This is a genomic window from Thermococcus prieurii (genome assembly GCF_054657655.1).
Map to the genome: position 1 here is coordinate 1 of NZ_BAAHYH010000003.1, position 26,364 is coordinate 26,364.

Here is a 26,364-nt window from a genome sequence, read left to right on the forward strand (position 1 = left end):
TCCATTTCGAAACTTGAACGACGAACTGTTTTTTGCCACGATTGTGTTTCTCGAGTAAGATACCTTTCACTGAGAGAATATCTGCTTTTGTGATTTCTTTTGGCAAAACCATCTTTCTAAGCCTACTATCTTTTCTCTTTTCGACTCTAACGTATCCTTCTCTCGCAAAGTCTTCTGAGACCTGAACTAAAAAGTCAATTGCCTCTCCAACACGAGCACCATTCCTGAGTTGTGTTAGGAGTATCATCAAGTACAGCCGTCTGACTAAAGAGCGTTCGGTGGTTTTTTTCCTGCTTCTTTTAAGCTCGGTTGCGAGGAGTTTGTATGTTTTTTCATAGTCCAGTCCCTCGTCCCATGAGAATGCTTTTTTTCCTCTCATTGTTTTCACCTTTAGTAAACTTATATCGCTTTCTTTTTAATAAGTTTACTAATCCTTCCACTTATTGGTAAACTTTTGGTTGAAAGTTTACTTTTAATGTGGTGTCGCTATGCAGAAAGCGAACGCTGTCAGGTCAAGCTCGCAGAAGCGCTCAACGTGAGTCAAGGAACAATGACAGAATTCAGCGAGACAATTGCACTACTCAAAGAATACAACGTCATCAGCATCAGAATCGACAAAAGCGTCACTGTGAGAAAAAACCGCGCAAGTGAATTCCCTCTTTTCTCATCTTTTTTGGACTGAAAGATAATCTACGAATTCTTTACTTTGTTCTGTAGTGATAACACAAAGAGAAATCACCTGCCTGATAATCAGCTGGAAAACAAAATCAGTAACGCATTCCTCAAAAAAGAACCGTAGAAATACTCTTTTGCTAAAATGACCCTCGTTCTCCTAAATACTACGCTAAAATGTAAAGATTTTGTGGACTATCATTACAAACGCTACGTAAGTTTCAACATCACAACAATACCGAACGAATCATTACAATTAATAGAGAACAAAACTGCAAAAAGATACACAAAAGAAAATGTATTAGAACATTACAAGCAAATTGAAAATTTCATTTTGAGATGATGTCCAAAAATAAGAGAACTCTATCAACTCGTTAGGAGATCCCGACCGAATTGTACATTCACCTCATTCTTTTTCAGTGCTTGTGTCTTTCATTTTTAGCAAAGCTTAAAGTACAAAAGAGAAAAACAAAACTCTTGGGGGGCAAAATGACTGAAAGAGCTAAAAAAGAAGAAAAACGCATTGGCGAGCCTGTGCGAAGAGCTATTGAGGAGTACAAGCATAGCGAGCTGAGAAAACTGTTCATAGAATCAAGAAAAATCACAGATGAGCATTTTGAAGAGCTATTCAAAAAGGGCGAGGTGGACTTTGATCTACTCTATTAAAAGTAAAAGAGATACGGCACGCGGGAACACATCGCCCTTTGAGGGCCCTCGCTCCCACAGGGAGAGAATCAACAAACCCTCTTTCTCAGTATGTCTCGACGTTTGATGTTAATAAACCCCTACCACATCCTCTAACGCAAAACTGAGTCTTGAAAAGCGAGTTTTACAATGCAAGAACAACACTGTTGCAGAGGACCTTCCCAAAGATTCCAATCCCATTTACATAGAGACAATAAAATCAATTGAAGAGGCACTAACAAAAGAAATGATGGAAGATCTAAAAATATGGGTCTAAAAGCTGATCAAGATTCTCTAAGAGTTCTTCTGCTAATTTTTGCTGTTTTTATCTTAATAAATGCAAATGCATATGTGTATCAAATTAGGATAGGCTCTTAATATGGGATAACCGGATTTACTTAGGAAGCTATTTAACAAACCACTTTAGGAATGCTTTTGCGCTTTCTCGCTCGAACTCGTCCCTCACAGGGAGCTTAACTAAAAACGACGCAAACAGCCCGGACAAATTCTCCGCACCAAGCCCAAGCAACACTTTCAACATAGACTCAAACGGCCTAACCCGACTAACCGGCCCACCAATAGCCCGAACCCGCGCCCCCTCACTACGCCTCAAAAACAAACTAACCACATACTTATTAACCTCCCCCGAAAAACTCCCAAGAACCTCCCGAGCAACATCCACATACGGCTCAGCAAGCAACTCCACCCACGCCGAAAACGTCCCCTCAAGCAACCGCACATCACTCTCATTCACCCGGAGAAAAGCATAAAACCGCCCCCACCTCTTCAAATGCTCCAGCGCATCTCCCACACTAACCCACCCCACTGAAGGGAACGGGTCAGCCCTGAAAACCAAGGCACCCTCCTTAGTGACCACAAACGCCCTTGACCCCTCCAGCTCAGAGAACGCAAGGAACGGACTATCCGCCTCCAAGTACTTAACCGCCAAGTCCGACGAAAAGTTCACGTCCTTGGCAACCTTCCAGGTTTTGGAGACCAAGTGCTCTGAAACGCCGAGGTTATCGGAGCTCCGTTTCTGTTCTAAAATCAGCACGTCATCGGGGTAGAGTTCTTTTAGGGTCTGGAGTATGCTCACGAGCCACATTGGGGTCTCTTCGACTCCCCATGCTCCCCTGCACTTGAGGAAGTTGCGTATGGCGTTTTCGAGTGGTGTAGCTTTGGTAAAGTGTTTTATCCAAGCGCCCACATTGTAGAGTATGCTCATTTGGGCTCCGAGGGTGAGTTGTCTAACCCATGCTGTCCCCCTCTCGCTGGTGATGATTCTCATGTCTGGTTCTTCAATCCGGTCTTTGGTGGGGAACACTTTTGGTGGGAGTGAGAGGTGGTACTCTTCAATTCCCTCGTTAGTAATGATTTGAACGCGCGTAACTCTCGGGTCAAACTTGATAAGGACTAAATCTTCCATTTAATCACCCCCTCAGCACGTTCTCCTTTAATTTGACGCTTGACTCTAAGTGAATCCCTATTTTTGTTTTTATTTTGATTTTAATTAATCATCGAAGGTGCGGATGCCCAAAACCAAGCCTTCTCACAAGATTTTGCGAATTGACTTAAAGTCAATTCGTTGGCAGTAAATTTTCCTCTCAATTAATTGAAACCTCGGAACATCATGCCACACTCTTAAATGTCTCGGGTGAACTTTAGGTCATTTCATGCTTAAACGCTTGATTGGAATCAACGAGAGAAAAAACAAGTAATGTCCGATTTTCCGCATTTTCAAAATAAAAAAGTCGTTATTTTGAAAACCCCAATAATCGGACATTACGAGAAAATTCTTCTCATTAATTCCAATCAAAACCACCTCAGCCTCATCTTCCAGCAAAAACGCCCGCAGGCCGTGAGGTGAAGCCGTCCTATCACGGCATTGGCGAGCGTTTGATGAGAGAATCCTCCCCTCCCAAGCGGGCGAGCGCGGGATTGAGTAGTGCAAGGCCTGTTTTTGAGAGCGTGGCGTTTTTGGAGGCTTGTTTTGGTGGCGGTTCAGAGGGGGCTTGTGGTGGGAGGGGAGTGGGGAGAGGTTAGTAGGGCGGGAGCTTCAGACTGAAATGTCGTCGAAGACGGTCAGCATTTTGAGGTTGTGGAAGTTGAGGTCGGGTAGGTCTAAGTCTGCTTCTTCGAGTTTGGTGATGGGGCGGAGGTAGTGGGTTATGTAGTCGAGTTTGGTCTTCACTTGGGGGTTGTCTTTCTGGGCTTTTTTCAGGTCTGCTGGGGTGATGCTGTTTAGGGCCTGGGCGAGGGTCTGGTAGGTTTTGCCGGTTTTGGTGTCTAAGTATCTGGCCTGGGTGTTTTGGAGGGGTTTTATTTGGCTTTTGGTGGCTGTGGCGGCGTATTTTGCGAGGACTACGACTTTGGTTTGTTTTTTGCTTCCTACAATGATTTTCAGGTCTTCTTTTTTAACGTTGGGGTGGAGGAGGTTGTCTAGGTAGAGGATTCGTATTTGGTATTTTTCGAGGGCTTCTTTGTTCTCTGAGGTAGTCCCATCATACTTGGAGATGTACATATGGCGCTCATCTCCTTTAACGAGGTTCACTTGCTTAATGCATAAGCAATGCGGTATTTTTTACTTATCTTAGTCAATAATTTGTGGAGTTCTTTGTCTATTCTAACTCTAATAACATCTGGTTCTGCTGTGTTAGTTAGAAAGCTTATCTCATAGAATTCCCCTGTTGGACTTTCTTGTACGTCTATTATTGCGCTTCCAAGTTGTTTTAGAAATATTTCCTTGTTTGGATATTTTAAATAAAAGTAGAACTCCCTTCTGATAATATCTACAGCTGCCATTATCTTTGCGTCCCCTACTTCGTGAGTTTCGTAGTAAATGGGGGACGTAATGGTAATTTTTCTAAAAAATAGCTTTTGGTCGTGTTCATTTTCAGGAGTCTTTGGCTTTTTTAGTGGTGTTATCTTTCCGTAGAGTATCCTCTTTTGTGGGCTGTTCCGTGATTTTGTCATAACTTTACTAACTTTAATCACATCATAGACTGTTTCAATGGTCTCAATTATCTCACTACTTCCTCTCCCTTTGCGTATTCCCACAATGGTGTGCTTATTGGGGAGATGCCTAAGAATGCTGTCATCTAAAGAGTCCACTATGGCTATTGCTAAGTTTTTCTGTGATGATATGTCCACTGGCAAGATAAAAGTCCCTATCCTATCAGATACCACATGAAACTTTTTTGAAAAAACTAACCATGAGAGATATTCAATTGTTTTTTCTTGCTCCCACTCCTCTGAAGCTAAGAGGGTTTGAATAAGCTTAAGTACGTCCTCTTGTAGTCGGGTTCCAGTTATTTGTACCTGTCTAATAGAATCTCTTGTCAAGGGGATAAGAGCTGCGATAAGTGCAATGATTTCTTCGTACCTATCAACACTATCTCGAATTTCTACTCTTTCCACATCAGAAAATGTTTCTCTGGGAATTCTCATAATCATGTCGATGAATTTTTCCCAGTTTTGAGTTCTAAACGCAGAGATCACTTTAAAGGTAGGAGTGAATAAGTAACAGTTTTGCAAAGAGGTCTTAGATAGGAGATTGCCATTAACAGAGTGCTCCTTCTTGTTAAAGTGATAATAAACCTGAAGGCTACATTGTTTTACTTCTCTCATACTGCCTGCTGTAGCAAATTCTGCCTTAAAAGTATTCTTGTTACTCATTATGAAGACTTCTTAGTAACTCGAGCCAAGATATTTCGACTGCTCCGCACCTGTCGCCTCTGCTCGTGCTTACTATGGGGGTACAAACTTTCTTTTTGTGCCATTTTGCCCTTTTGAGCTCCCATTCAATGAATGGCCGAATTTCTTTGGTAACATCTATGTAACCATAATCTAACACTCTCTGGATATCCTTGCCTGGATAGAGCGCTATCTCAAGTGTCGCTGGAGTACTTAGGTGGATATCTACAAATGTTTTCTCCTTGGTGGTATTGCCAAGAGAATTTAGAACTCCAGACAATTCCGGGGGCACTCTCATTATTATTACCCACCCCTTCCTACCAAAGTCATAAAAATAAAAACAGGTCTGTCCCTCTGGGAATTTCTCTTGTCGTCTTAGTGTAATAGGAAAATTGAACCTTCCAAAGTGCATTTTTTTGGAGGTTATCTCCTCTAACAATTCGATTAAAGGTTGTGTACTAAAAACAATTTTTGGGAAATGGTCATCCTGTTCATCGTTGTTGGGTAATGGATTTTTTAATAGTTTCAGTTGGATTTGTATGTTGTCAATCCCTCTCTGTCTAAGAATCCTGTTAAACTGACGTGGAGTCATACTGAGAGCACTTAAATAGAAACTCACTAACCTATTGGCACTTATTAGCCACTGCTCATATCCCTTAGATGGGAATGTAATCTTAAAACCTGCTGGATCCGGCAGAACTTGGACTTTATCCGGAGACAATAACCTAAGAGATACTCTGTTAACATTTGCGGGAAAAAGCATTTTCCCAAAATACAATAGCCAATACACCGAAGTTGATTTTTTTGAAGTGTTACCCAACAAGACTACAGTGTTTTCATTTACTAAGTGAGGTCTCCCCACCGAAATCCCTCAACTACATTTTATCAAATTTCTTTAAAAATTTTTTGGGAAATCTCAAAAATACCTTAGGAGGAAGAAAAGAAAGCACATATCTAAAGCCATAGGTCAGTTAGATGGTCATAAGAGTATCTCTCTAAGGAGTCTTGTAACTCCCTAAGTTCTGCGTATGTTGTTGCGTTTCTCATCTTCTCTTCAATTTCCAACCCTTTGAGAATTATCTCCCTGGCTTTATTGGTTCCAATAACCTTAGTGGACTGAAGTATCTTCATTTGAGGCTCTGATGTGACAGGATACAGTATTCCTCCCGTAGGATATGCAAGCTCCCCTCTTCTAAAAAGCTCTCTTTGAAGCTGGAGGAATGAAGCTACAGCCGTGTTGACTAAATCTAACAAGGTAACAAGGTCACTAACATCCTGCTCCAAAAACCCAAGTTTTTTTCCAATGTAATTGAGAGTGTCTATGAACTCATTGATTCTAAAATATTCCGGGCTTTCTCTGATGTCAATAATAAGTCCTGCCATTTTTCCGAATGACTCTGTCTGTCCATTTATGTTATTCAGACAATCTACAAACCACCCAATAGCATTTCTCCAGTCCTTAATTGTCTGTAGGGGAAAACCAAAATATAGTTTGGGAATTCTTCTGGGGTCTATCCTGTTAGACTTTCCACTTGCTTCATCCCTGTCAATAAACAATTTGAGCAGCTCTTCCTCCGGAGACAATCTTCCCAAACACACCACCCCCTGTTGTTTGTTGGTAATACCTACATTTTTTTCTTTAAAAGTTTTTTGGAATATTCTCGCAATACTACAAGAAGAATATTGCCTGCCATCCCTTCCCAATGGAGTGTCCCCTATGTGACATATCCCAAAAAACTTTTAAAGAAATGTGCCGTAGGGGGTGTGGGGGATAGGAATGAGGGGGAAGGTAACTAGAGTGGGTATGAACATGATAAGGGTCGCGTATGGGGACAATGTTGATGCGATAATCAAATTACTCGCCAGAAGGAAGGCGGTTGAGTTTAGGGCTGAGGCTCCTACTCCTGAAGAGGCTGTTAATTCTGTGAACATGATTATCACGCCGAAGTACACTTACCTCCCGGCGAAGCTCATTAAGCGCCTTGCTTGGAAGGTGGGCCTTAACCACAAGAGGATAAAGAAGGAGCTTTCTCACAATGGGAAGATACAGTACATTGCGTTGGAGGATCCGCTTATTGGGGAGGTTGACAGGGCTTACATGGTTGAGACTAAGTGGGTTTTGCCGGAGATTGAGAACATTGTCCAGGTGCCTGACTGGTTTGAGGTCGAGGACATACCCATGGAGCCGAGCCCCATAGGTAAGGCCCTGATTGAGGCCATCTACAAGGCTGCCGAGGAGCTCAACAGAGAGATGCACGCTAAACAGGGAAGAATGGGGGGTGGCGTATGAGGAGGTTGCTGGTTGGGTTGTTGGTTTTGGCTTTACTGTCGCCTGCTACTGTCTGGGGTTGGGTTAGGGAGCACGGTAACGTGGAGAAGGTTGTCATGCTCAAGTCTGATGAGGGCCTGGTCGTTGTGTTCTCTAGTCATTCCTCGCTCAAGGAGGTTTCTTTGGAGGCTGAGAGGCTGGCTGGGCGGGTTTGTCCTAATGTTACGTGGGAGGATGGGGGTTTGTTCTCTCGTGGTGGGTTGAATGGTACGTGGGGGGTTTTTAAGTGTCCGTCGCTTCCGAGTGGGTATGAGAAGGCTCAGGAATGGGCTTTGAAGTATTATTCGGGCAAGTGGTTGAGTGAGGGTGGTTGGTACCAGCCGTTTAATGACACGGCTTATGAGAACATGGTTTACCAGTTGTTCTTCGGCAAAAACTACACGAATTCAAGCTCATAGGGCATAAAAAAGGCATCTTTACTCTTTAATTAACCAATCCCCTGTTTTCTTGGCTGTTCTGTAACGAGCGTAACCCTTTTAAGTTGCGGAAGTCACTTTATGGCAGGGATTGGATTCCAATTAAACTCAAAACTGTAAGAGAGTTGGAACTTAATGTGGCATGTTAGAAGTTGGAACTACCCCCATAACTGTAAGAGAGTTGGAAAAAGCATAATTGAGCACCTGCCTGACTGTAAACGTCGGGGTTCCTAACTGTAAGAGAGTTGGAATGAAAAAGAATATGTTTTAGGTAAAGGCTTACTAACTAAGTATTAACGAGATAATGGTTAAGGCATCTTCTAGGGCTTGCTTTGGGGTGCCATTGGAGTTTATCCACGCCACGTTACGGGCAAAGTACTTCTCATTCAGCACTACCGAGTACAACGCCCTAACCAAACGCATCCGCCTCCTACTCCGCTCATAAACCTCAAGCCTACCCCTCTCCCCAACACGCTCCCAGGCAACACTCGGCGGGACATCCAAATACAACACCAAATCCGCCGCAGGGAACCCCTCATTAACTCTAACAAGCCTCCTGAAAAACTCATTCTCCAAAAGCTCATCCTCAACCTCAAAAGACGGCAACCCCAAGCCCGCAAGATAATCCGCAAACTGATAAACCAAATTCGAGTGAACGTACCTGTCAGAAATCACGAGGGCGTCCTCCTTCTCCAAGAGTGGCTTGAGAACATAATTGTAATGCACGGCCCTATCAGCCGCGAACAAGTAAGCCCTAACAAGCGGGTCTTCTTCCTCCTCAATGAGGCGCTTAACGTCAACTCCCGAAAAGTGGGTGGGCTCCTTCGTGATTATGACCGGGTTCTCCGCTCTAAGCGCCTTGCTGATGACCTTCCTAACAACTGCCGGGGAAGTAGCCCTCCTCACATCAAAAACCGGGTAAACTTCTTTCAGCGCCTCCTTAAGCCCATCAACCAAAGTCGTCTTACCAGCCCCATCAATACCCTCAACAGCGGTTAACTTCATTTTCTCACCTCACACTAATTCCGAGGGCTTCGGAGGGTTGAATTCTGGGACTTGTTTTCTGACGAACTCCCAGTCGAGCCTGTTAACAACCCGCAACTCCGAACCAACCTCCACATTGTACATCACAACCTTCAAAAACCTCTCAGGAGGCTCCAGCTCTGGGACAGCAATATCCGCAAACAACTCATCAACCTCCTTGTACGGAACCTCATCCCACGAAGCCCTCGGGAACCTGTAAAACGTCCAGAACCAATCAATGACCCCCATCACATCCTCATCAAACCAATCAACATTGTACCCAGTAAACACAACCGGCCCAGGCTCAACCAGCCCAGCAAGAACCGCCCCAGCCAACTGCATTGAAAACACATCAAGCAACTGCGCGACCAAAGCTATCTTCTCCTCACCCTCATACGCCTTAAGCGCCGGGTACTTAGAATAAACCTCCCTCAACGCCAGGTGGAACGCCTCATCCAGCGCAAAATACGGCCTACGACTCCTCCTGTAATGCGCATTCGCCAACCTAACCGCAGGCGCAAGCATGTACGGCACGTGGTAAATCACCGGGCTCGTAACGTCCACTATCATCAACGGGTAAACATCACTCCCTTCCGACTCCGTGTTCGCGACCGTGACCAGGTTCGTGAAATGCCTCGCATTCAACCTGAACTCCCAAGTGTGGAAGTTCGGCAGGACGATGCCCCTCGCAATCGCCGTGAGGAGCTTGTTCCCGTAGGTGGCCGCGTTGGGGACGAGCTCAACGTCGCCCGAGAACGTCTGCTGGAACTCAGCGTGGTAGGGTATGGCAATCTCGTAAGGGGCCGTGATTGTGACCTCCTCGTTTTTCTCCTTGTTCTCAAGGATGAGTGAGATTTGGGTGTTCTTTTTGGTGTAGAACCCGTATCCGAGGCCGAGTTTGGAGTCGAATAACCCGTTGTCCACAGCCTGCTTGATGACCTTAATCTGGTTCTCATCCGCGTGAGGGAACCACCTTTTAATGAAGGCATCATCCTTCGGATTCGCATTCAGGAACACGACCATCCTTATCCCTCCAGCAAAAAGGATGCTTTAGTGTTTTAAAAGTCCTCGTAGTCCATTATCAAAAACTACCTGCAGGCTGTACTTCTGATGGCGTGTGAAAAACAAGGAGGTGAGAGCATGTTCTAGTAGGTGGTTTTCCGCTTACCTCTCTCTATTTTTTATTTTTTAGTTTTTAGAGCGTTGATTTTGCCAGCGCACTGTCCGCATCGCCCTCCTCTGCGGCACGAAGGAACAACTCCATTAACAAATCAATCCCCTTCTCTCCTGCGGCCACTTGACTTACCCTAATTCCGTTAATAACTCCTGCGATAACCATTCTCTCACTAGTATCCTCAAACGCAATCGTCAGGAAGTACGGCACACTGACAATCTTGTTCCCAGCATTAGTACTCAAAGAGACTTCTAACTCTCCAGCGGCAAGATACGCATGGCGAACCCCATCAAAATAAGTCTCATACGCGTCTAGTGTGTCAAAGTGAGATTTTGCCCTCTCCCGTTTGAGAGGAACATCTGAGAGGAAGACAACCCTCTCATCATGTGCACTCTCAGAGTGGAACTGTTCGGTCTTAACGTAAACGATGTCGCTTGGAGCGACTTCAGGAGTTGGGTTCCGGGCCGAAAACCTCATGGTACTCACCCTCCTTCCGCTTTTGGTACGATCTACCTACAACCCATTTCTTTAAAAGTTTTTTGGAACGATCAAGTTTCTTAGCTATCTCTAAGAAAGCTAATCAATAACACAGCCTGTACAACAGGGAGATTTTCGTGTGAGAACTTAGAAGCACAAATTACAGGACTTACTAACTAATATTAAGGACAAAGGCCGAGAGAAAAGTAGTTAAGAACTTGAAATGGAAGTTCCTAGAGTCTCTCAAGAGGAACAATTAAAAGCAAAGATACTAACAGTTCTCTCTGTGGGAGAACAGCTTACAATAAGTGAGTTACAATCTCTGGTAAAGATAGACCGGAAAAAGCTGTATGGGGCTCTAAAAGAGCTGGAGAAGGAAAAACAACTAATGAAAATCCGCAAAAGCTAGCAGATAATATTAAATATTTCAAAAAATTGAATAATTAAGTCATCTTCTTTAGGAGCTTCGTGGGATCAGTAATAATGTCCTCACCGAACTCTTCCTTGAGCTTAGCTAAGAGCTCTTTTTTCTTGGCTTCTAGGGCTTTTGAGAACTCCAAGTCGCTTGCTTGTACCTCGTTTACAATCATGTCTATTATGTGGTCATAGTACTCAGGGCCAACCCCCAACAGTTTTTCATAGAGTCTCCTGCCGACCAAGACATACTTGTCTGGATCCATCCCGTGCTCCTTCATTGTCGGTGCTATGACACTCCAAGCCCTTTTTCCATAGGTAAAGATCAAGAACGGCCTGTACCCCTCTTTTTCAGCTTCCTTAGATTGCCTAATGAACTCTTCCACAATGTCCTTGTTTATGTTGGTTGATGCACTTTTGACTGCAAGCACTATTCCGTCCCACGTTTTCTCGTCCTCCTCGTAAGGCTGGTCTATTTTTATGTCCCACCAGCAGTACCAGGGACGCTTGCCCTTTTTCTTACCCACACATCCGTTTAGTTCCTTCCCACGTTTTCCGCCCAAAAGATTCGACAAGAACTTTTCTATCACGGTACCAAAGCTGGTTCCCAATGAGCGTTCTACCCTTTTATGGATGAACATTTCAATGCTTTCTTCGATATCTAGCCCCAGTGCAGCGGTCATGTAGGGGTTTAGCCCCCCTTCCAACAAGTCGTCAAGGGTTATCGAGTCTATCAAATCCCGTGCCCTCTTCGAGAACTGCTTTATCTCCTGAAGGGCTCTTTTTTCACGGGCTTCCAACTTTTTTAGTTTCTTCTCCATTGCTATCGGCCTCCTTAAGCGTTTCATCAACCACCAACACTGTCTCCGCATTTCGGAAACAAAGCTCATCAATTACCCCAACAGAAGATTCTAAGCAAAAACTTTTAAAGGCTAAAGATATCTGCATGTAATAATACAAGCAATAACACATGCAGGTGATACACATGGCGGAGAGGCACTTGGGGACGTCAAAAGTATGGGGGAGGGGTTACACTACTGTCCCAGTCACAGTACGGCGGGTATTAGGATTAACCGACGGGGATTCAATAGAATGGATACTCAATGATGATGGGACAATCACAGTAAGGAAATCCCAGGGTGATAACCGTGGCTAAGACCGAACCCCAAAGGATGATACAAAAATATGAAGGTTTAAAACCAAAACTTTGGACATTTACACAAAAATTCAGAGGAAAAGGCTTTAGTAAGGGGGATGCACGGGCTTACCTGTCCCTCCTAGCAGAGATAAGACACACCGAAACTGGGGAAAACATTGTGGATGCCCTCACCTGGGCACTAGACAACGCAGCCAAACTCCTCAGGGCGGGCAGGAGTGCCGTTGAACAGGATTATCAAAGACATTACAAAGAATGGCTAGACATAGACCGTTCTCGGATAGCACTCAAGAAATTTGTCCCATTCAATAGCAGGATAGAACACAAGAAGTACCGCCCTGCGGAACAAGTTTATTCTGTATCTCTCTTCACAGGCGCCTATGGGCTCGACCTAGGTTTTGAGGAGGCCGGCTTTGAGACAACAGTTGGCCTAGACATCTCAGAATGGTCATACCAAAACTTCCGGGCTAACCACCCAGACAAACCCTTTATCCTTGGGGACATAAACAAGGTGACAACTAAGGAGATACTAAAAGAAGCAGGTCTGGCCCCGGGAGAAGTAGACGTGCTCACAGGGGGGCCGCCGTGCCAGCCATTCAGCACGGCGGGCAAGAGACAAGGCCTTAACGACCCTAGAGCGTCGGCTCTCATGCAGTACATCAGAGTCATCCGAGAGGCGCGGCCGAAAGTCTTTGTCATGGAAGAAGTAACTGGCTTGCTGAACGCTAGGCTCAAGCATGTCCCAATAAAGGAACGCGGCAAAAGACTTCTCTTGCCCGAAGAGCAACCTGGATCCGTCTGGAAGGTCGTCATAGGAGAGCTTGAAAAGACCGGGTACATGGTGGACTGGAAGGTGTTGAACGCGGCCGACTACGGCACCCCACAAGTACGCGAGCGCGTCATCGTCGTTGGAGTCAGACCGGACATAGCCAAGAAGCAGGGCCTGAAAAAAGGCATGCTCCACCCAGCACCTACCCACACAGGGATACCTAGAAATGGTGCACTCGACAAGTGGGTAGTTAGTAGTGACCAAGTTCTACCACCTTGGCTGACCCTTGCAGAGGCCATAGCCGACATCAAAGACCACATCGGGTACTCCAAGCTCGGCCCCAAGTACGCCAAGTTCATGAAGTACGTCCCCCCAGGGGGCAACTGGAGGCAGATACCCGATGACCTAAAGAAAGAAGCTATGAACAGTGCATACTACGCAGGAGGAGGCAAGATGGGCTTTTACAGAAGACTCACATGGTTCGAGCCATCCCCCACGCTCGTCACCTCACCGAGCATGAAGGCCACGATGATGATTCACCCCTTAGAGGACAGACCCCTTTCAGTAAGAGAGTACATGAGGATCCAAGGCTTCCCCGATGACTGGAAGGTCGTGCTTTCAGTGGCTCAAGCATACAAGGTCTTTGGTGAGGCCGTCCCTGTGCCTCTAGCCCGGGCAGTAGCACTAAAAGTCAGGAGGGACATCCTTGGTGTGCCTGACGCCTGAGGAACTAGTAGAGGAGTTCCGCCAACGACTCTTCGAATGGGGCAAGGAGAACTACGTGGAATGGCCATGGCGCAGGAACAGGACTCCTTACAAAGTGCTCATAGCTGAGCTCCTCCTCAAGAGAACAACAAGACAGGCCGCGGCAAGGGAGTACCAGAAGTTTATTACTAAGTTCCCAGACATAGAGAGCATACACAGGGCTAACTTCGATGAGATTAAGGAGGCGTTCAGACCCCTTGGCCTCTACAACCAACGGGCGAAGCAACTGAAGGAGCTTGCCGAGGTATTGATAGAGAAGTACGGGGGCAAAATTCCCGATAACTTGGAGGCCCTCAAGTCGCTTCCAGGGGTCAACGACTACATCGCTGGAGCAGTACTGAGTTTCGGATTTGGAAAGCCCGCTCCAATTCCTGACGCGAATGTATTACGAATCATGTCAAGGGTAACGGGTTTTAGCAGGACGTCCACCAGCGGGCGGCGAAAGATCTACCGCGTCCTAGAAGTGCTCGTGCCCCGCAATAAGCATGTAGAGTTCAACTACGCACTCCTTGATCTTGGAGGCTCAGTTTGTCACTACCAGTGGCCAAAGTGCAAGGAATGCCCCCTCAAAGACCTGTGCGTCTATGGCACCCAAGACGAAGAAAACAGGGAATACCTAGAGCAGGTGTACGAGGCACTAAGTAAAGTCGGGAAGAGAATTTAACTAGAACATAGGGACGTCAAGGAGGTGAGCGCCCGGCTATGCTCGTTCCACCAATCTTTTAACTTGTCCCTGTCCATAGCTCGATATTCCGACACGGCCTTGAGAACCTTTAGTTTTGTGTTTAGGGAGAATTTGTGCTTGTTCTTATGATAATAGCGTTCAAGCTTCTCGACGTCAACACCAGTAAACCTCAACAGATCCTGCCAAGAGAAGGACTTAATAACGCCCCTAATGAAGTAGTCATCAAGGAAAGCTTCTGCCTGAGGGTAGTCAGAGAAGAGAGGCTTGAAATGCTCCCTAATACGGATAAGGCGCTGACGATAAGACATCCAGGGATCAAAGAAGTATTCTGCAATGATATGCCGCGTAGTTAGAACAGCAGCCGTGAATGCTACAACTGGGGCAACCCTGCACTCCTTAATGAGATACAGCGCAAAGTAGTCGTAGAAGCCAAGCTCTTTCCTTCCAGACACAATAGAACCAACATCCAACGTTTCTTTGCGAGGAAAACCACCATAAGGCTTAACTTCCTTAACAAGGAGGAAAACGGCCTTGACAAGCTTTTTTGACCACTTATCGCTCTGCAACTCAGAAACAGCCTTCAAAACCCGCTGATAGAACTCCCCAAACATCCCACCACGCTTTGCTTTGTTCTTGTTTCTCTCAAGCCAGAGAACCGCTTGGAATAAAGTGTCAGGTTCGGCAGTAAACACACGCTTCAGCTCAACAACGCTCAACGACCGGATAAAGCGCACGAACGTCGTCTTGTCCCGCCCCGCGCGAGGAAAGACCGCATAAAAATCCTCGAGCTCGCTGAGAAGCTGGAAATACCCTCGACCCCAAGACGAAGAAAAATAATATTTAAGGACTTTTCTAGCCAAATCTTCCCTTGCCATTTCTTTATCTAGCTTGGTCAACTGGTTGTAGGGCTTTTTGGCCAGGAACATCGCATAGAGCTCGTCGATGCGCAACTTCCTCCTGTGCCCCCACTTCCGACTACCGTGAATTGACCTTAAAGTCCACTCACTACCCTCCCCGAGCGGGCCCGCCAGGACGAGGCGACGAATTTTTTCAACATTCCTTCGCATAATGATCCCCCAAGAAAAAACAAAAGTCAGTTGACATTAAATGTAGTTGAAGATTGATGACAATAGGTTAAGAACACGGGCGACGGAGACGTGTCTATCGCATGAATTCATTGCGCTAAATTGGAAGGAGAAATTTGAATTGGGCAGTAAACTGCCGAATTTGCCCAAATTGCTAAATAGCACCAAAAAGTGATGGGCATTGAATGTAGCTAAACTTCAAGGACAATGAACAAAAAACGAAAAAAGAACGACATTTGAACGAACGAAAAGAAGCAACCAGAAGGCTTTTTTGAGAAAACTCCGACCAAAACCCCAGTCTACGATAGAAAACAAGCGAGACCAGGAGAAAATTTAAGAAAACAAGCAACAAAACTCATAACAGACTAAAACAAGATACAAGTAAACCCCCAAAGGGCAAAAACAGGGTAAATAAATGCAGAAGAGTCGAAGAGTGAGGACACAATAAAAGATAATTAGAAGTAGAACCCCCGTACCAAGAGGGGACAGGGACGCGTTTATCACATGAACTTTGAAGGATAGCCCTAGCGTGCCGAGGCACTTGCAGGCCACGCCCTACCCGAACAAAAAATGAAAGACACATACAGGGAAAAAGAATTTTTGCAGAAAAAGAACAACATAAATGCACAACATTGTCAGGGGCCCCCAACCAGTAAGGGTATCCCCATATTTGTACGCCCACAAATTCTGCACGAAGTTGCCTTTTAGCACCACTACTGAGAACAAGACTTCCCACACCCCAGCGTTTGAGGAGCCTCAGAAGGAGTTCCAGTGAAATAGACCCACATCATTCCCAAGTTGAGCAAGAGGAGGGCCCACATTATGTTTTTACTCTCTAGTGGTAATTTTTACGAGGCCTCCCCAAGCACTGAATTTTTAGTATTATTCTCACAAAAAAAGTGTCACTAATAGCACAAAAATTTAATAAACTATGACAAATAAAACATACTTTAGGGAATAGTCAGAGGTAACTCCAACTTTTGCACACCGTGCAAAATTGCGTATTGATCTCTGAGTCAATTCACCTCATCTGGAGGACGTGGGCACCCCAGGGCACGCTAAGAATAAATAGGCCGACAACGTATTGACCTTAGAGTCAATTCAGCTAAGTTCAATTTGGAAGAAACATAAGCAATTGCAGTAAATTGATGGGGGTGAGAAAGTGGCAACCGAAATAACGACACTGTTTAGGCTCATTGCCGTGCTCGACAACGCAGAAGAGTTCAAGAGAATACTGGAGGAAAACGGGGGCGCCTGCGCGCGACACAGGGATTCTGGATACTGCAGATGCGAAGAGAAGGAAATGTGCAATATTGCACTCGCCGAAGTACTGGGACAAGACCCCGCTCTGGTAAAAAGAAAATGGGAACGGTTGTTATTCTATCTCGAAGAAACCGGCATAATCAAAACTCGCAAGGAAAAAGCACCCGCCAACAGGCCGAGAAGATACATAAAGCTCTCTGACGACTGGATGAGCGCGCTGGAGAAAGTCATTCACCAGGAATACTTGAACATAAAAGAGAAGTGGGAGCCATAGGTGAATTTCTTTGTCTGTATTTACGTAGGATCAGTCAGATGGAAGATAAATATCGAACGCTCTTACACGCTCACTTCCGTTCATATCCCTAAGCCACCATGCATCATTCTTATTATTTTCTATTTTCGCCATCAAATCATTAATCGAATCCTCATACTTGTCATCCGGAACTTGGTGCCACATTAACAGAGAGATAAGGTTTAAGACAACACCATACACCTTCGGGAGCCAAGTATTATTACCGTGGTACAAACTGTTTCTCCAACGCGCAATAACCCGCCAGCCCTTTAAGCCCTGTTTACCCTGCTCCCTAAACGTATTCAATGACGTAGAGTTCCCATTAAGCTCTTTTTCTACCTGTGGAGCCCAAATTGTATCTACAGCCTCCATGAATTCATCCAGATCCTGTTTAAATTCCTGAGAAACACCTGAACTCTTACGAATGAGACTGAGCAATTTTTGAGCCAATGGGAGTAACCCACGAAGGTTTTCTACTTCCTTTTGTGAAGCTCCGTGTCTAACACAGAGCTGGCGAATAATAGCCTCAAGAACTAGAAAAGACGCTGAAGCAACTATGAATGGTTTATCCTCCAAGAACTTCTTTGCATAGGGATCGGTGATAGTTTGAATAATTTCAAAACTCATCAAAGCCCCGCGGAAAGGCGTGAAGAAGTTACCCTCAACAGAGTGGGGAATCTCTAGTTCTCTCTCAAAATGCGCGAACACTTCGACACTCCAAGCCCAATATTCATAATGATCAACACATATCTGAATCTCAAGCTCCTTAGTAAGATAAATTGGCAACCTCCTTTGAATCCTCAGAGGCAAGTGATAAATCGAGCATGAGTACTCTCTTTCGAGAGTTGCAACAATGGAATTCTGCTCATCGATAGGCGTTGTGTTCCCCTCAATATGACAATCCAGTAGATTATCCACCACGATAAAGGGCGATTTTTTGTATTTCTCGACATACGCATCAACAGTAGTGGAGATTAACTGTTCAAGGCCCTCCTCGTCCACTCCACATCCAACCACAGCAAATCACCCGAGTTAGCATTGTCCAGGGGTGCAATAAGCATTGCGTCACCAGTATCCGACATTGTAAGTCAAACGCCGAAATCCTCAGAACTGCGATAACTACCATGCCTTGTATTGTCCTTAAAGTCAATTCACGAATTCGAGTGGACTAAGCCCGGTTTGTGGTTTCCGCCAAGAATGATCTTTTTCTAGAATGCACGAAAGATGCATAAGTCTCAGACATGACGGAGATTATCTCTAATTTAAATGCACAAAAACGAACATCCAAAAATTTACTCCAATTTAAACCTTCTTGCATTAATATCAATATGGTGAGAGGATGATCATCATACCGTGGCCCATACCAATAGTTATGAGCAACCCAACACCAGGAGCCCTAGCCATAACACTGACTATTGAACTCATAGCACTCAAGATCATAAAAGACAAACCCCCATACACTCAATCAAATGTAACGTACAATGATTAATTACTTGACAAGTATTGGGCAAATATTGAACATATTGCCATAAAACAACCATAAAAACTGCACAATTTACAGATAAAAGAACACAATTTCCGTCAAAAAACAGAGTGTGCAACTTACCAATTACGATTTAAAGAAGTCTCTGTTTTCAATCCAGACCATCACAAGTAGTAAATGGTCTTTAGACACTTTAACAATCCACAACATTATTTTACCCCAAAACCCAAAAAATGAAAAAGAACTGGAGGCGACAGTGATGAAGCAAGAGGACACTAAGAAAATATTATGGTACAGAAGCACTAACATCTACTACAAGCTCCGCAAAGCAAGAGAAATCAACAACAAAAAACTAAGAGAGATTTTGAAAAAGGAGGGCATAGAATTCGATGAGTTCTAACTGCATTTGACACCCTAATCACTTTAGACTTTTTTGTCTTAAAGCTGTGTGTCTTGCACTTTTTGATTTAGTTGAAAAGGTATTCTAATTACAATTTAGACTTAGATTAAAAGGTAGCCAGTTAAATTGACTTAAAATCAACTCATCCCTTCCCTGCCCATCCCATAAAAATTAGCGCCACTTAATTCACACAGCTCTTCTCTAAAATTTCACCAAACACACCACTAAAACAAAACCCCCAATAAAAGAGACATTAAAACCCACAAAAAAGGCAAAAACAAGAAAAGACAACCCCCTTCTTAATGTTGCGTACCAACTATGATTAGACACATAGACTTGGGCGCAACAACTAACATCTCCACCGCCCCATAGCATAAATAAAATCAAAAACAACATTGCACCATACATTCTTGTTATTACTGCAAGAGCCACGAATAACTACCACAACCATAAAATTGGGGAAACAAAATAAGCTGAGACCTCAATGTGGAAAGCCCAATAGAATCAGAGCCGAGAGACCAACCTATCCATGTTAAATAAAAATTTGCACTCAATATTCTTGTTATTATTGTTGTTACCATCAACTTTTACCTATTTGCTCACCAGCCACATATGAAAAATTTTTAGTGAAAAACCATTGAGCGCAAGCATTAAAGCTCAAAGTTGATAGCATAACGACGGCGACGACCGTTACCAAGAGGTTTAATGAGCCCCCAACCAACCAATTGTGAGATCCAGTTCTGAACAGCTCTCTTGCCAACCGAAACCCCGAACTTAGGCAACACCGCTTGGATAGCAGACCTTCTGTCCACACCCTTGTAAATAAGCCAGAGAACGAGAACAAGCTCCCTCAACAACTTCCGGGAGAGCTCCCGGTCTGCAGAATCAACTACCCTCCGAGACACAACTTCCCTAAAGGCAGGGTCGATGTATCTCTCCCAATCAGAAGCAAATTCACCCTGGCCAGAACTTACAAACTTCTCTAAGTTCAACCAGTACACATATTGACGCCTACGACCTTTTCTATCATAGTCAACATAACCCCACCCTTTGAGACGCCTCATACGGAACTGTACAGTACTCAGCGCTCTCCCTACCAAAGTGGCAATCTTGCGGAGATCTGAACTTGTGAGGTTCCTATTAGCAAGCTCCCTCAAGATAACCCTATCGATATCATCGAGTCGCGGGTCATCCAAAATCAAATGCTCAAGCTCATAAGAAAGGCCAGAACCCAAGATAAACGCCACATACTGCTCATTTGGGACAACTGAATAAGAACGGAACTTAGAATCCTCTTCAGAAGGAGCCAGCTCTAAATCAAGGGCAACGACAAAGCTAGCAAGAAAAGCTTGGGCAAAATCGACCTTACGTTTGACCTCCCTAAGCCCCTCAATATCATGGAAACCTCTAAGCTCAATCCCGAGAGGAATAACAATTTCAAGCTTTGGATCCCTGTCAGGGTACTTGTGGGTGAGATACGACTTGATTTTAAACAAGATACCAGCATAAACAGCGTCAACAACAAGCCAGTACTGGTAGCGAAACTTCAACTTGTCCCTCAACTCAAAACCTACTCCAATCCTGTCCCTCAGACCCAACAGAGCCCGCTCAACCTTCTTTAGATTCCTACGGGAATAACGGACATAAACTTCAAACTTCACAAAGCGAACTTTCAACAACCCTTCGCTAAAATCAATGTCCCTATTGCCCAAGCGCGAGAGTATGTCCAAAAAACGGACAAATTCCAAATCACCATGCAAATCAACTTGGACAACAACTCTTGGAGCAGACTCATAGACAACGGTAGCATCAGAGGTATTGCGGTAAATTAAACGGACAGTAACTGTAGCATCACCAAACCTTATCACTATCGGAGCATCGTCCACCCAACTCGGACGAACATAAAACTCCAAGCCATACTTCAAGTTCCTGAAAACGAAGTACTTACGGCCCCTGACACGCCTCTCCCCAACGTGCTCCCAGTCCTCCACGTTATTGATGAAATTCTCAGCCTGGTACTTGTTCTTAACAAAATAGTCATACAGCCTATCGCCCAAGAACTGGAGAACATTGTAGATGTAAGTGGTAGTGTAAATCAAATCTATGCGAGAATGATGACCAAATAGTAATACATGACCCCCACCAGCAAGTTTGTCATCACAAACTCGACCTGTCTTATTAATTGTTGTTTTGTTATGAGCACATACATAGCCATCGTATTGTACGCTTCTGGTTCCATTGCCCATTACCAAACCCCACCACACAAAGGACTAAATACAAACAATAAACCTTACGTATGAAACGATTTCAGAGCCTTTAAATTCATTAAATAACGAAAAAACAAGCCAAGAATAGAGAACTCAAGAGACAAAGAGCTATTAAACCTTATTACAAGATTTACAAAAAGGAGAAAGAAGAATAGCGCAGGATTACAAGCACATCAGTTTATGAATTCATGGATGGCACTAAGTTAAAAATGACGTAAATTTACTTGTCTTGATTTTAGATTTCACTTTAGAGAGTTCTGACCCGGGCCTATTGAGGTAGCACTTGACGGCAAGGGCAATGAAGCTCACCGGCCTCCCACCGATAGTCAAATCATCATCAACCGAAAAGTGCAGAGTCCCCCAGTCAGTCTCAAACCGAATTCTCGAAATATCGTCAGTAACCTTCCCCTCCCAACTAACCCTCCCAGCCTCAGCCCCAAACGCGAGCAACTTAACCACATCATCCTCCAAAGCCCCAGCAAAAATCGGCATAAACCCCTCAATAGTGTAACCATTAACCGGAACCTCCCAGTAATCTATGAACCAACTACTGCCCAAATTGACAATATCCCTGAATACATTCCACACCTGCGTAATCGGGTCATTAATGTAAACATACTCCAGCACGGACTTCGGAACCCCCCAGTCCCCTTCCACAACAGGCTCTCCATCAACAGGAATCACGACCCTAAGATGCTTCTCCTCCTCAGGAAGAAGGTTGGGCCTACTGTACAGTGAGACCCTAATCTCAAGCGGGTCATCAAGCGTGACCGGCCTGAACACTTTAATACTCCCCGACTTGGCGAGAAGAGTGCCATCGTCAGTGTAAGTGTGAACGTTAAACCTAATGCGCCCGTACTTCGAGTGCCTCTGCCACTTACTAATTCCAGCCAGCGCGAAACCCAAATACTCCTTTCCCTCATCAACCATCGCCGCCACCCCAACTTAGAGCTTGGACATGACAATACGAACTTTTATTGTCTCAAGTTCCACACTGTTAGACCTCCTCACTGCAGTTTTTACAAGAGCAGCTACCTCTTCCCCTTTGATGAAATTTTCCTTAGACATCACAGCTAAAGCCCGCTTGACTTCTCTTACAAGAACTTCCGCATTCCTTGTGACTACAATCGCACGGTGGATAGGTTCATCCGAAAACTCTGTATGGTAAATGTGCAATTCGATTATTTTCACGTCATCTGGTGTACCTGTGCTCATGATAGATAGAAATAATGAAATTCTTTAAAAAGTTCAGCCCACCTGAAATACACTGGTGGCGGCGATGGCGGGGAGCCTGGTGATATGGAACTGGAACCCTGGTGTGATGGCCCTCCTCAAGGAGGGTGTGGAGGCGGCTAGCCGTGCGGCTAACCGGGATGCTGCCGTGATGTTTTACAATGATGATGTCACGAACAGGGAGAACCCTATCGCGGTCACTTACATAATGAATGGCTCCATGATACTCCGCAGGCTGGTTGACAACTTTGAGTCCCTCGTGAGGAATGGGATTAGGGCGGTCGGCTTTGACGTGGAAGCCGGCCCGAATGCGGCGACTGGAGGAGTGACTTCCGAGGCGGAGTACGTTCTCACTTCGGATAAGGCCGCGGTTAAGGTGCGTATCTACTTGGATGAAGAAACTGGGAAGTTCAAGGGGTTTGGTGTGGCTGTGGTATGGGCTGAGGATATTAAGGGAAAGACTGCTAAGGAGGCGCTTGAGCCCCTCATTAAGTGGGTTGAGAAGAACTTTAACGTGAACATTTTAAAGGGAGTGGGGGAGCCGAGGCTGACTGACCTCTATGTTAACAACGACATTGCCAAGCTGTACTTCGAGCTCGGAGAATGACAATTTAGTTTTTATCTAATATTCTTGGGGGTCATAACAGTGATAGTAAAGCTTCCTCAAGGCATTATGGAGAAATTCTCCCAGCTCTATTGTGAGATAGTTAGAAATCACGCTAACCTGACCACAGCCTGGCTGAAGTTTAGGGAGCTGGCAACGAAAAGTACCCCACAAAAAATAGGGGATCCTATCAAAATCTACGGGAAAAAACCTGAGGAAGAAGCCCTTGCGACTGCACTGCTCCTCCTCATAAACCCTCAACTTAAACCCGCCCCAAGTAAATTGTCCCCTGAGGAAGTTCAAATAATTAGGGCCATAATTGAGGCCCAAACCTGGGAGCCCCCGGCGATAATCCAGTACTTTACGTACCTAACAGCAGGCATGAAAGTCATCAAAGACAAACTCGGCACCTTCCTCGTCCCAGAAGACTTCGAGCTAACCGGAGACTACGCAATACTTGACTGGGAGAAGTACACCCAACCCGACGAACCCTACAGGTACACTCTCGTGGGATACAACGAGAAGTTCAAGGCCCCCATAGTCGAGAGGGTAACAACCCAGGAATACCCCGGTGTAGTTAAGGTCAAGCAAGTTGAGGCCGTCATAAAGGAGAAAATCCTCAGGAAGACCGTGAGCGTTACGCCCATTGCCGAGGTCGAGGATTTGGTCGAGGGAACCGAGGGAAATCTCGAAGTCAATGCGGTCATTGACGAGCCGGTGTTCTACTTTGAGGGGGTTGAGTATTGGACGGACGAGGACGCCGTTAGGCACGCGGCCAGGTTCCTGTTCTTTGGTGATATTAAGGGAGAGTTTTATTACTACACTGAGCGGGCTCCGGGGGTCGTCTGGAAAGCGAAGGGGGTTCTGTCCTCGATTAAGCCCGCGGAGGGGTTGGAGGCGTATGAGGTCACGTACCTGTTAGTTGGTGGGGAGGGCGAGAGGTTTGTTAGGTTCTACATGTCGGGGGACTTGTTGAACCGCCTCGCCAAACACCCAAAATACAAGGGCATGGTCGCTTTAGCAAGAGCATGAAGAGAGTTACACTGATTCAGTATTTAACGATACATCACTATGGGACAAGCTAAGAACAACACGACGACCTTCTCGCTTCTTTACAATCTTTTTCTCTTTCTCCAGCTCTTTAAGGGCATCATAAAACTTTTTCCACCCGCAACCAACGAGAGACTGCAATTCAGACACTGTAATAGTTTCTCTCGCCGAGAGGATTTCAATAATTTTTGCTTTTATTTGCTCCTCTTCAGAGACACCAATAACTTTCATTTTTGGCAGGGAGAGTTTCTCAAGCATACGAATTTCTTTTTCTAACTCCATCAAACGGAATTCAAGCTCTTTAACAACGTCTCTCTCAGCTTTGCTCGACTTTAAGTCCCCAACAAGATTTTGAAGCTCTATTAATTGTGTTTTTAATGTCTCTCCAATGGAGGAAACTTGTTCAGATAATTCAACAATTTTTCTCTCAGTTTCGGTAATTCCCAACCAATTACGAAGTCTCTCTCGCAACATAATTAATAATCGGTAAAAAGAAGTTAAAAACCCCTCGTTATTTTTGGTCATGAGTAACAAACTTCGAAATCATGAACAAGTTCAAAAATCTAAAAAAGTGCAAGTCACTCACACTTGTCTGAAATGTGAATATTAAAGCGCTCAGCCAACACCTCTACTACAATATTCTTCACAGTAGAGGCATCTTCCTCAAGGTGAAACAGATGAGTTCTTCCATACCTGCCTCTGGACACCGGCCTTCTAGTTATGAGGCCCTCACTTTCAAGCTTCGCACCAATGTAGTTAATAGTGTGCTTCATTGTGCGGGGGTTCCATCCAATAGAATCACAGAGATCCCTGTATTTGATGTACAGAGAGCTACTATCAACTCTAGAGTGACCCTCGAGATTAAGTAGTGCTAACGCAAGTAAGAGTAACAGGCCATCAACATCTAACCCACCAATGATCTGGCGGAGAACATTCCGTTCTACAATCTCAGCGGCCCTCCAAATTGAATCCTCCGTGATTTTTCCAGCTTTTGCAACTGTCGCAGCTTCTCTAAGAACCAAGAAACCCCATCTTAGATCTCTGCTTTCCCTTTTAATAAGTGCGGCAAGCAATTTGAGCGCAGCATCCTCAACAGCCCCAGGGATAAAAGCCTTTTCAACACGATCACGAAGGATCTCATAAAGCTCATCAGCGTTGTAAGCCCTAAAATAAATAAAAATAGGTGCCAAGGAAGAAAATGAAGGCGCTGAAAGCCGTTCCACAACACGAGCATTGTTCGTCACTAGATAAACAGAAACCGCGATTCTCCCGGCCCTCTCGTTGATGCGAGAGAGACTGTAAACCAAGTTATCAACGGGGTCCTCCCCTGGCCTCTTTCTCAATTTATCAATTTCATCGATTATCAAAAGATATGTAGAGTCCGTTAAAGTCATGTGATTAACAATTAGTCCATAAATGTCTGCTATTGACATCCCAAGATTCACATTAAGTCCTAACCTCTGTGCAAGTTCATAGAGAGTTCTTCGGTACGTGAGATCTTTCGCCGAGACGTAAACAGCTCTTGAGGTTATCCCCTGTTCGGTTGCGATTTCATTGTAAGTCTTTTCAAGCATTCTTACTGCCACGGTCTTTCCTACACCCGGCGGGCCATGAATCACTATGTTCTTGACAATTGAAGAGAAGAGAAAATCTGCGGAGTGCCCAGCAATTTCCTCCACTTCCCTTTCCCGAAAGAGAAGCTTAGGTGGAATGTAGCTTTCAGAGAGGTATTCAGGATGAATAAGTATTTTTTGAGTATTTTGCTTTTTGAGAAATACGTTCTTCATTTTGTCATCCATAGTTGCTCATCTCCACTTCCCAATTAAACCTCCACTTCTTGCATGTCCCCCTTGGTTTAAATAGATTTCTGCATTTCCTGCACTTCCGACGTTTACATTTGTCGGGGGGTGGGGGTGTGTTAGGAAGTGGAACCAAGTTTTGTTATTATTTTTAGGGTTTTAGTAACTTGAAGTTATTATTTTATTACCAACCTTAAATTTAAAAATAAAGGCATATCACAAGCAATAATTTAAAACAGAAGAATCTCCAGAAAATGATAATTGATAAAGCCACAATTAAAGGTTTGTTAGTCTCTACTAACTGTTGAATTTTTGGAAAATTTTCAAGTAACTTATGATAAAATCTTCACTTAAGAAGTGGAGGCCTCTCCCTCCGATTTGTCTATGTTAGATTCCCGAAACTGGTTCCACTTCCTAACACACCCCCACCCCTCAACACGCTGGGTTTAGAGGTAATCAAGATTCTCTAAGAGTTCTTCTGCTAGTTTTTGCTGTGTGTACGTTATTACGTAGTCAATTCTAGTGTGCTGTGTGATTTTGGCAATTAGCTGAGCGGGGTACCTCTTTTTTGCAAGATATGAAATGAACGCATAGCGTAAGCTGTGTGTGTTGAAATTAAAGTTCTGTCTTG

General features: G+C 44.7%; 29 protein-coding genes. 12 read left to right on the plus strand and 17 right to left on the minus strand.

Translation table 11 applies throughout. The features are described from left to right. Positions 1-388: site-specific integrase (locus tag ACYQ04_RS11845; RefSeq protein ID WP_460130255.1), on the minus strand; the 388-nt coding region annotated here is incomplete at its 3' end. Positions 389-1,149: 761 nt separating this feature from the next. On the opposite strand from ACYQ04_RS11845, the gene ACYQ04_RS11850 reads away from it, so the two are divergent. Beyond that, on the plus strand, positions 1,150-1,338 hold the full coding sequence (locus tag ACYQ04_RS11850; RefSeq protein WP_460130257.1) for a hypothetical protein: 189 nt from the start codon (positions 1,150-1,152) through the stop codon (positions 1,336-1,338). Positions 1,339-1,762: 424 nt separating this feature from the next. Here ACYQ04_RS11850 and ACYQ04_RS11855 read toward each other — a convergent pair whose 3' ends face one another. From ACYQ04_RS11855 to ACYQ04_RS11875, 5 genes are all read right to left on the minus strand, one after another. After that, positions 1,763-2,782, minus strand: coding sequence for a hypothetical protein (locus ACYQ04_RS11855; protein WP_460130259.1), 1,020 nt, complete (start codon positions 2,780-2,782; stop codon positions 1,763-1,765). Positions 2,783-3,412: 630 nt separating this feature from the next. Next, positions 3,413-3,907 (minus strand): hypothetical protein, encoded by a 495-nt coding sequence (locus ACYQ04_RS11860; protein WP_460130262.1) that lies wholly within the window; start codon positions 3,905-3,907, stop codon positions 3,413-3,415. Continuing rightward, complete coding sequence (locus ACYQ04_RS11865) at positions 3,904-4,809, minus strand: hypothetical protein (RefSeq protein WP_460130264.1); 906 nt, start codon at positions 4,807-4,809, stop codon at positions 3,904-3,906. The genes ACYQ04_RS11860 and ACYQ04_RS11865 overlap by 4 nt, the downstream gene beginning before the upstream one ends. A 214-nt stretch (positions 4,810-5,023) precedes the next feature. Next, a complete protein-coding gene (locus tag ACYQ04_RS11870) occupies positions 5,024-5,911 on the minus strand; it encodes a hypothetical protein (RefSeq protein WP_460130266.1) in 888 nt (295 codons plus the stop codon). A gap of 92 nt (positions 5,912-6,003) precedes the next feature. Continuing rightward, the gene (locus tag ACYQ04_RS11875; protein WP_460130268.1) at positions 6,004-6,753 is read right to left on the minus strand and encodes a hypothetical protein; all 750 of its coding nucleotides are present in this window, start codon (positions 6,751-6,753) and stop codon (positions 6,004-6,006) included. 58 nt (positions 6,754-6,811) lie between these two features. Here ACYQ04_RS11875 and ACYQ04_RS11880 point away from each other — a divergent pair, with 58 nt between their 5' ends. After that, positions 6,812-7,339: a hypothetical protein gene (locus tag ACYQ04_RS11880; RefSeq protein WP_460130269.1), complete on the plus strand. Its 528-nt coding sequence runs from the start codon at positions 6,812-6,814 to the stop codon at positions 7,337-7,339. Beyond that, complete coding sequence (locus ACYQ04_RS11885) at positions 7,336-7,776, plus strand: hypothetical protein (RefSeq protein ID WP_460130271.1); 441 nt, start codon at positions 7,336-7,338, stop codon at positions 7,774-7,776. Before ACYQ04_RS11880 ends, ACYQ04_RS11885 begins: the two co-directional genes overlap by 4 nt. A gap of 300 nt (positions 7,777-8,076) precedes the next feature. Here ACYQ04_RS11885 and ACYQ04_RS11890 read toward each other — a convergent pair whose 3' ends face one another. From ACYQ04_RS11890 to ACYQ04_RS11900, 3 genes are all read right to left on the minus strand, one after another. Continuing rightward, positions 8,077-8,799: a dTMP kinase gene (locus ACYQ04_RS11890; protein ID WP_460130272.1), complete on the minus strand. Its 723-nt coding sequence runs from the start codon at positions 8,797-8,799 to the stop codon at positions 8,077-8,079. Positions 8,800-8,808: 9 nt separating this feature from the next. Then, on the minus strand, positions 8,809-9,840 hold the full coding sequence (locus tag ACYQ04_RS11895; RefSeq protein ID WP_460130274.1) for a hypothetical protein: 1,032 nt from the start codon (positions 9,838-9,840) through the stop codon (positions 8,809-8,811). A 172-nt stretch (positions 9,841-10,012) separates the two neighbouring features. Next, positions 10,013-10,468: a hypothetical protein gene (locus ACYQ04_RS11900; RefSeq protein WP_460130276.1), complete on the minus strand. Its 456-nt coding sequence runs from the start codon at positions 10,466-10,468 to the stop codon at positions 10,013-10,015. A 223-nt stretch (positions 10,469-10,691) separates the two neighbouring features. Between ACYQ04_RS11900 and ACYQ04_RS11905 the strand changes: the two genes are divergently transcribed. After that, positions 10,692-10,877 carry a hypothetical protein gene (locus tag ACYQ04_RS11905; protein ID WP_460130277.1) on the plus strand — a complete coding sequence of 62 codons (186 nt, stop codon included), beginning with the start codon at positions 10,692-10,694 and terminating at the stop codon, positions 10,875-10,877. Positions 10,878-10,911: 34 nt separating this feature from the next. Here the strand turns inward: ACYQ04_RS11905 and ACYQ04_RS11910 are convergent, their stop codons facing one another. Then, on the minus strand, positions 10,912-11,772 hold the full coding sequence (locus ACYQ04_RS11910; RefSeq protein WP_460130279.1) for a PDDEXK family nuclease: 861 nt from the start codon (positions 11,770-11,772) through the stop codon (positions 10,912-10,914). Positions 11,773-11,867: 95 nt separating this feature from the next. On the opposite strand from ACYQ04_RS11910, the gene ACYQ04_RS11915 reads away from it, so the two are divergent. The 3 genes from ACYQ04_RS11915 to ACYQ04_RS11925 are packed head-to-tail and all read left to right on the plus strand — an operon-like array spanning position 11,868 to position 14,236. Further along, entirely contained in the window at positions 11,868-12,038 is a 171-nt protein-coding gene (locus ACYQ04_RS11915; RefSeq protein ID WP_460130281.1) for an AbrB/MazE/SpoVT family DNA-binding domain-containing protein, read from the plus strand. Further along, positions 12,031-13,533, plus strand: coding sequence for a DNA cytosine methyltransferase (locus ACYQ04_RS11920; protein WP_460130282.1), 1,503 nt, complete (start codon positions 12,031-12,033; stop codon positions 13,531-13,533). Before ACYQ04_RS11915 ends, ACYQ04_RS11920 begins: the two co-directional genes overlap by 8 nt. Continuing rightward, positions 13,517-14,236, plus strand: coding sequence for an HhH-GPD family protein (locus ACYQ04_RS11925; protein WP_460130305.1), 720 nt, complete (start codon positions 13,517-13,519; stop codon positions 14,234-14,236). Before ACYQ04_RS11920 ends, ACYQ04_RS11925 begins: the two co-directional genes overlap by 17 nt. On the opposite strand, the gene ACYQ04_RS11930 is transcribed toward ACYQ04_RS11925, so the two are convergent. Next, on the minus strand, positions 14,233-15,324 hold the full coding sequence (locus ACYQ04_RS11930; protein ID WP_460130284.1) for a hypothetical protein: 1,092 nt from the start codon (positions 15,322-15,324) through the stop codon (positions 14,233-14,235). The two genes, ACYQ04_RS11925 and ACYQ04_RS11930, sit on opposite strands and share 4 nt — an antisense overlap. Positions 15,325-16,504: 1,180 nt before the next feature. Between ACYQ04_RS11930 and ACYQ04_RS11935 the strand changes: the two genes are divergently transcribed. Further along, positions 16,505-16,879, plus strand: coding sequence for a hypothetical protein (locus ACYQ04_RS11935; protein ID WP_460130286.1), 375 nt, complete (start codon positions 16,505-16,507; stop codon positions 16,877-16,879). Positions 16,880-16,909: 30 nt separating this feature from the next. On the opposite strand, the gene ACYQ04_RS11940 is transcribed toward ACYQ04_RS11935, so the two are convergent. Beyond that, entirely contained in the window at positions 16,910-17,914 is a 1,005-nt protein-coding gene (locus tag ACYQ04_RS11940) for a hypothetical protein (RefSeq protein ID WP_460130288.1), read from the minus strand. A gap of 322 nt (positions 17,915-18,236) precedes the next feature. Between ACYQ04_RS11940 and ACYQ04_RS11945 the strand changes: the two genes are divergently transcribed. Then, on the plus strand, positions 18,237-18,386 hold the full coding sequence (locus ACYQ04_RS11945; protein WP_460130290.1) for a hypothetical protein: 150 nt from the start codon (positions 18,237-18,239) through the stop codon (positions 18,384-18,386). A 253-nt stretch (positions 18,387-18,639) separates the two neighbouring features. After that, positions 18,640-18,780, plus strand: coding sequence for a hypothetical protein (locus ACYQ04_RS11950; RefSeq protein WP_460130292.1), 141 nt, complete (start codon positions 18,640-18,642; stop codon positions 18,778-18,780). Between the two features lie 650 nt (positions 18,781-19,430). Here the strand turns inward: ACYQ04_RS11950 and ACYQ04_RS11955 are convergent. The 3 genes from ACYQ04_RS11955 to ACYQ04_RS11965 all read right to left on the minus strand — a co-directional run bounded on the left by ACYQ04_RS11955 (position 19,431) and on the right by ACYQ04_RS11965 (position 22,262). Next, complete coding sequence (locus ACYQ04_RS11955) at positions 19,431-21,026, minus strand: winged helix-turn-helix domain-containing protein (RefSeq protein ID WP_460130293.1); 1,596 nt, start codon at positions 21,024-21,026, stop codon at positions 19,431-19,433. A 219-nt stretch (positions 21,027-21,245) separates the two neighbouring features. Beyond that, positions 21,246-21,977, minus strand: a complete 732-nt coding sequence (locus tag ACYQ04_RS11960) for a hypothetical protein (RefSeq protein WP_460130295.1) — start codon at positions 21,975-21,977, stop codon at positions 21,246-21,248. A gap of 15 nt (positions 21,978-21,992) precedes the next feature. Then, complete coding sequence (locus ACYQ04_RS11965; protein WP_460130297.1) at positions 21,993-22,262, minus strand: hypothetical protein; 270 nt, start codon at positions 22,260-22,262, stop codon at positions 21,993-21,995. 55 nt (positions 22,263-22,317) lie between these two features. Here ACYQ04_RS11965 and ACYQ04_RS11970 point away from each other — a divergent pair, with 55 nt between their 5' ends. Together ACYQ04_RS11970 and ACYQ04_RS11975 are read left to right on the plus strand one after the other, a co-directional pair. Beyond that, positions 22,318-22,887, plus strand: coding sequence for a hypothetical protein (locus ACYQ04_RS11970; protein ID WP_460130299.1), 570 nt, complete (start codon positions 22,318-22,320; stop codon positions 22,885-22,887). A gap of 39 nt (positions 22,888-22,926) precedes the next feature. After that, on the plus strand, positions 22,927-23,916 hold the full coding sequence (locus ACYQ04_RS11975; RefSeq protein WP_460130301.1) for a hypothetical protein: 990 nt from the start codon (positions 22,927-22,929) through the stop codon (positions 23,914-23,916). Between the two features lie 6 nt (positions 23,917-23,922). Here the strand turns inward: ACYQ04_RS11975 and ACYQ04_RS11980 are convergent, their stop codons facing one another. Then, positions 23,923-24,408, minus strand: a complete 486-nt coding sequence (locus ACYQ04_RS11980) for a hypothetical protein (RefSeq protein WP_460130302.1) — start codon at positions 24,406-24,408, stop codon at positions 23,923-23,925. A 104-nt stretch (positions 24,409-24,512) separates the two neighbouring features. After that, positions 24,513-25,733: a Cdc6/Cdc18 family protein gene (locus ACYQ04_RS11985; protein ID WP_460130304.1), complete on the minus strand. Its 1,221-nt coding sequence runs from the start codon at positions 25,731-25,733 to the stop codon at positions 24,513-24,515. Between the last annotated feature and the right edge of the window lie 631 nt (positions 25,734-26,364).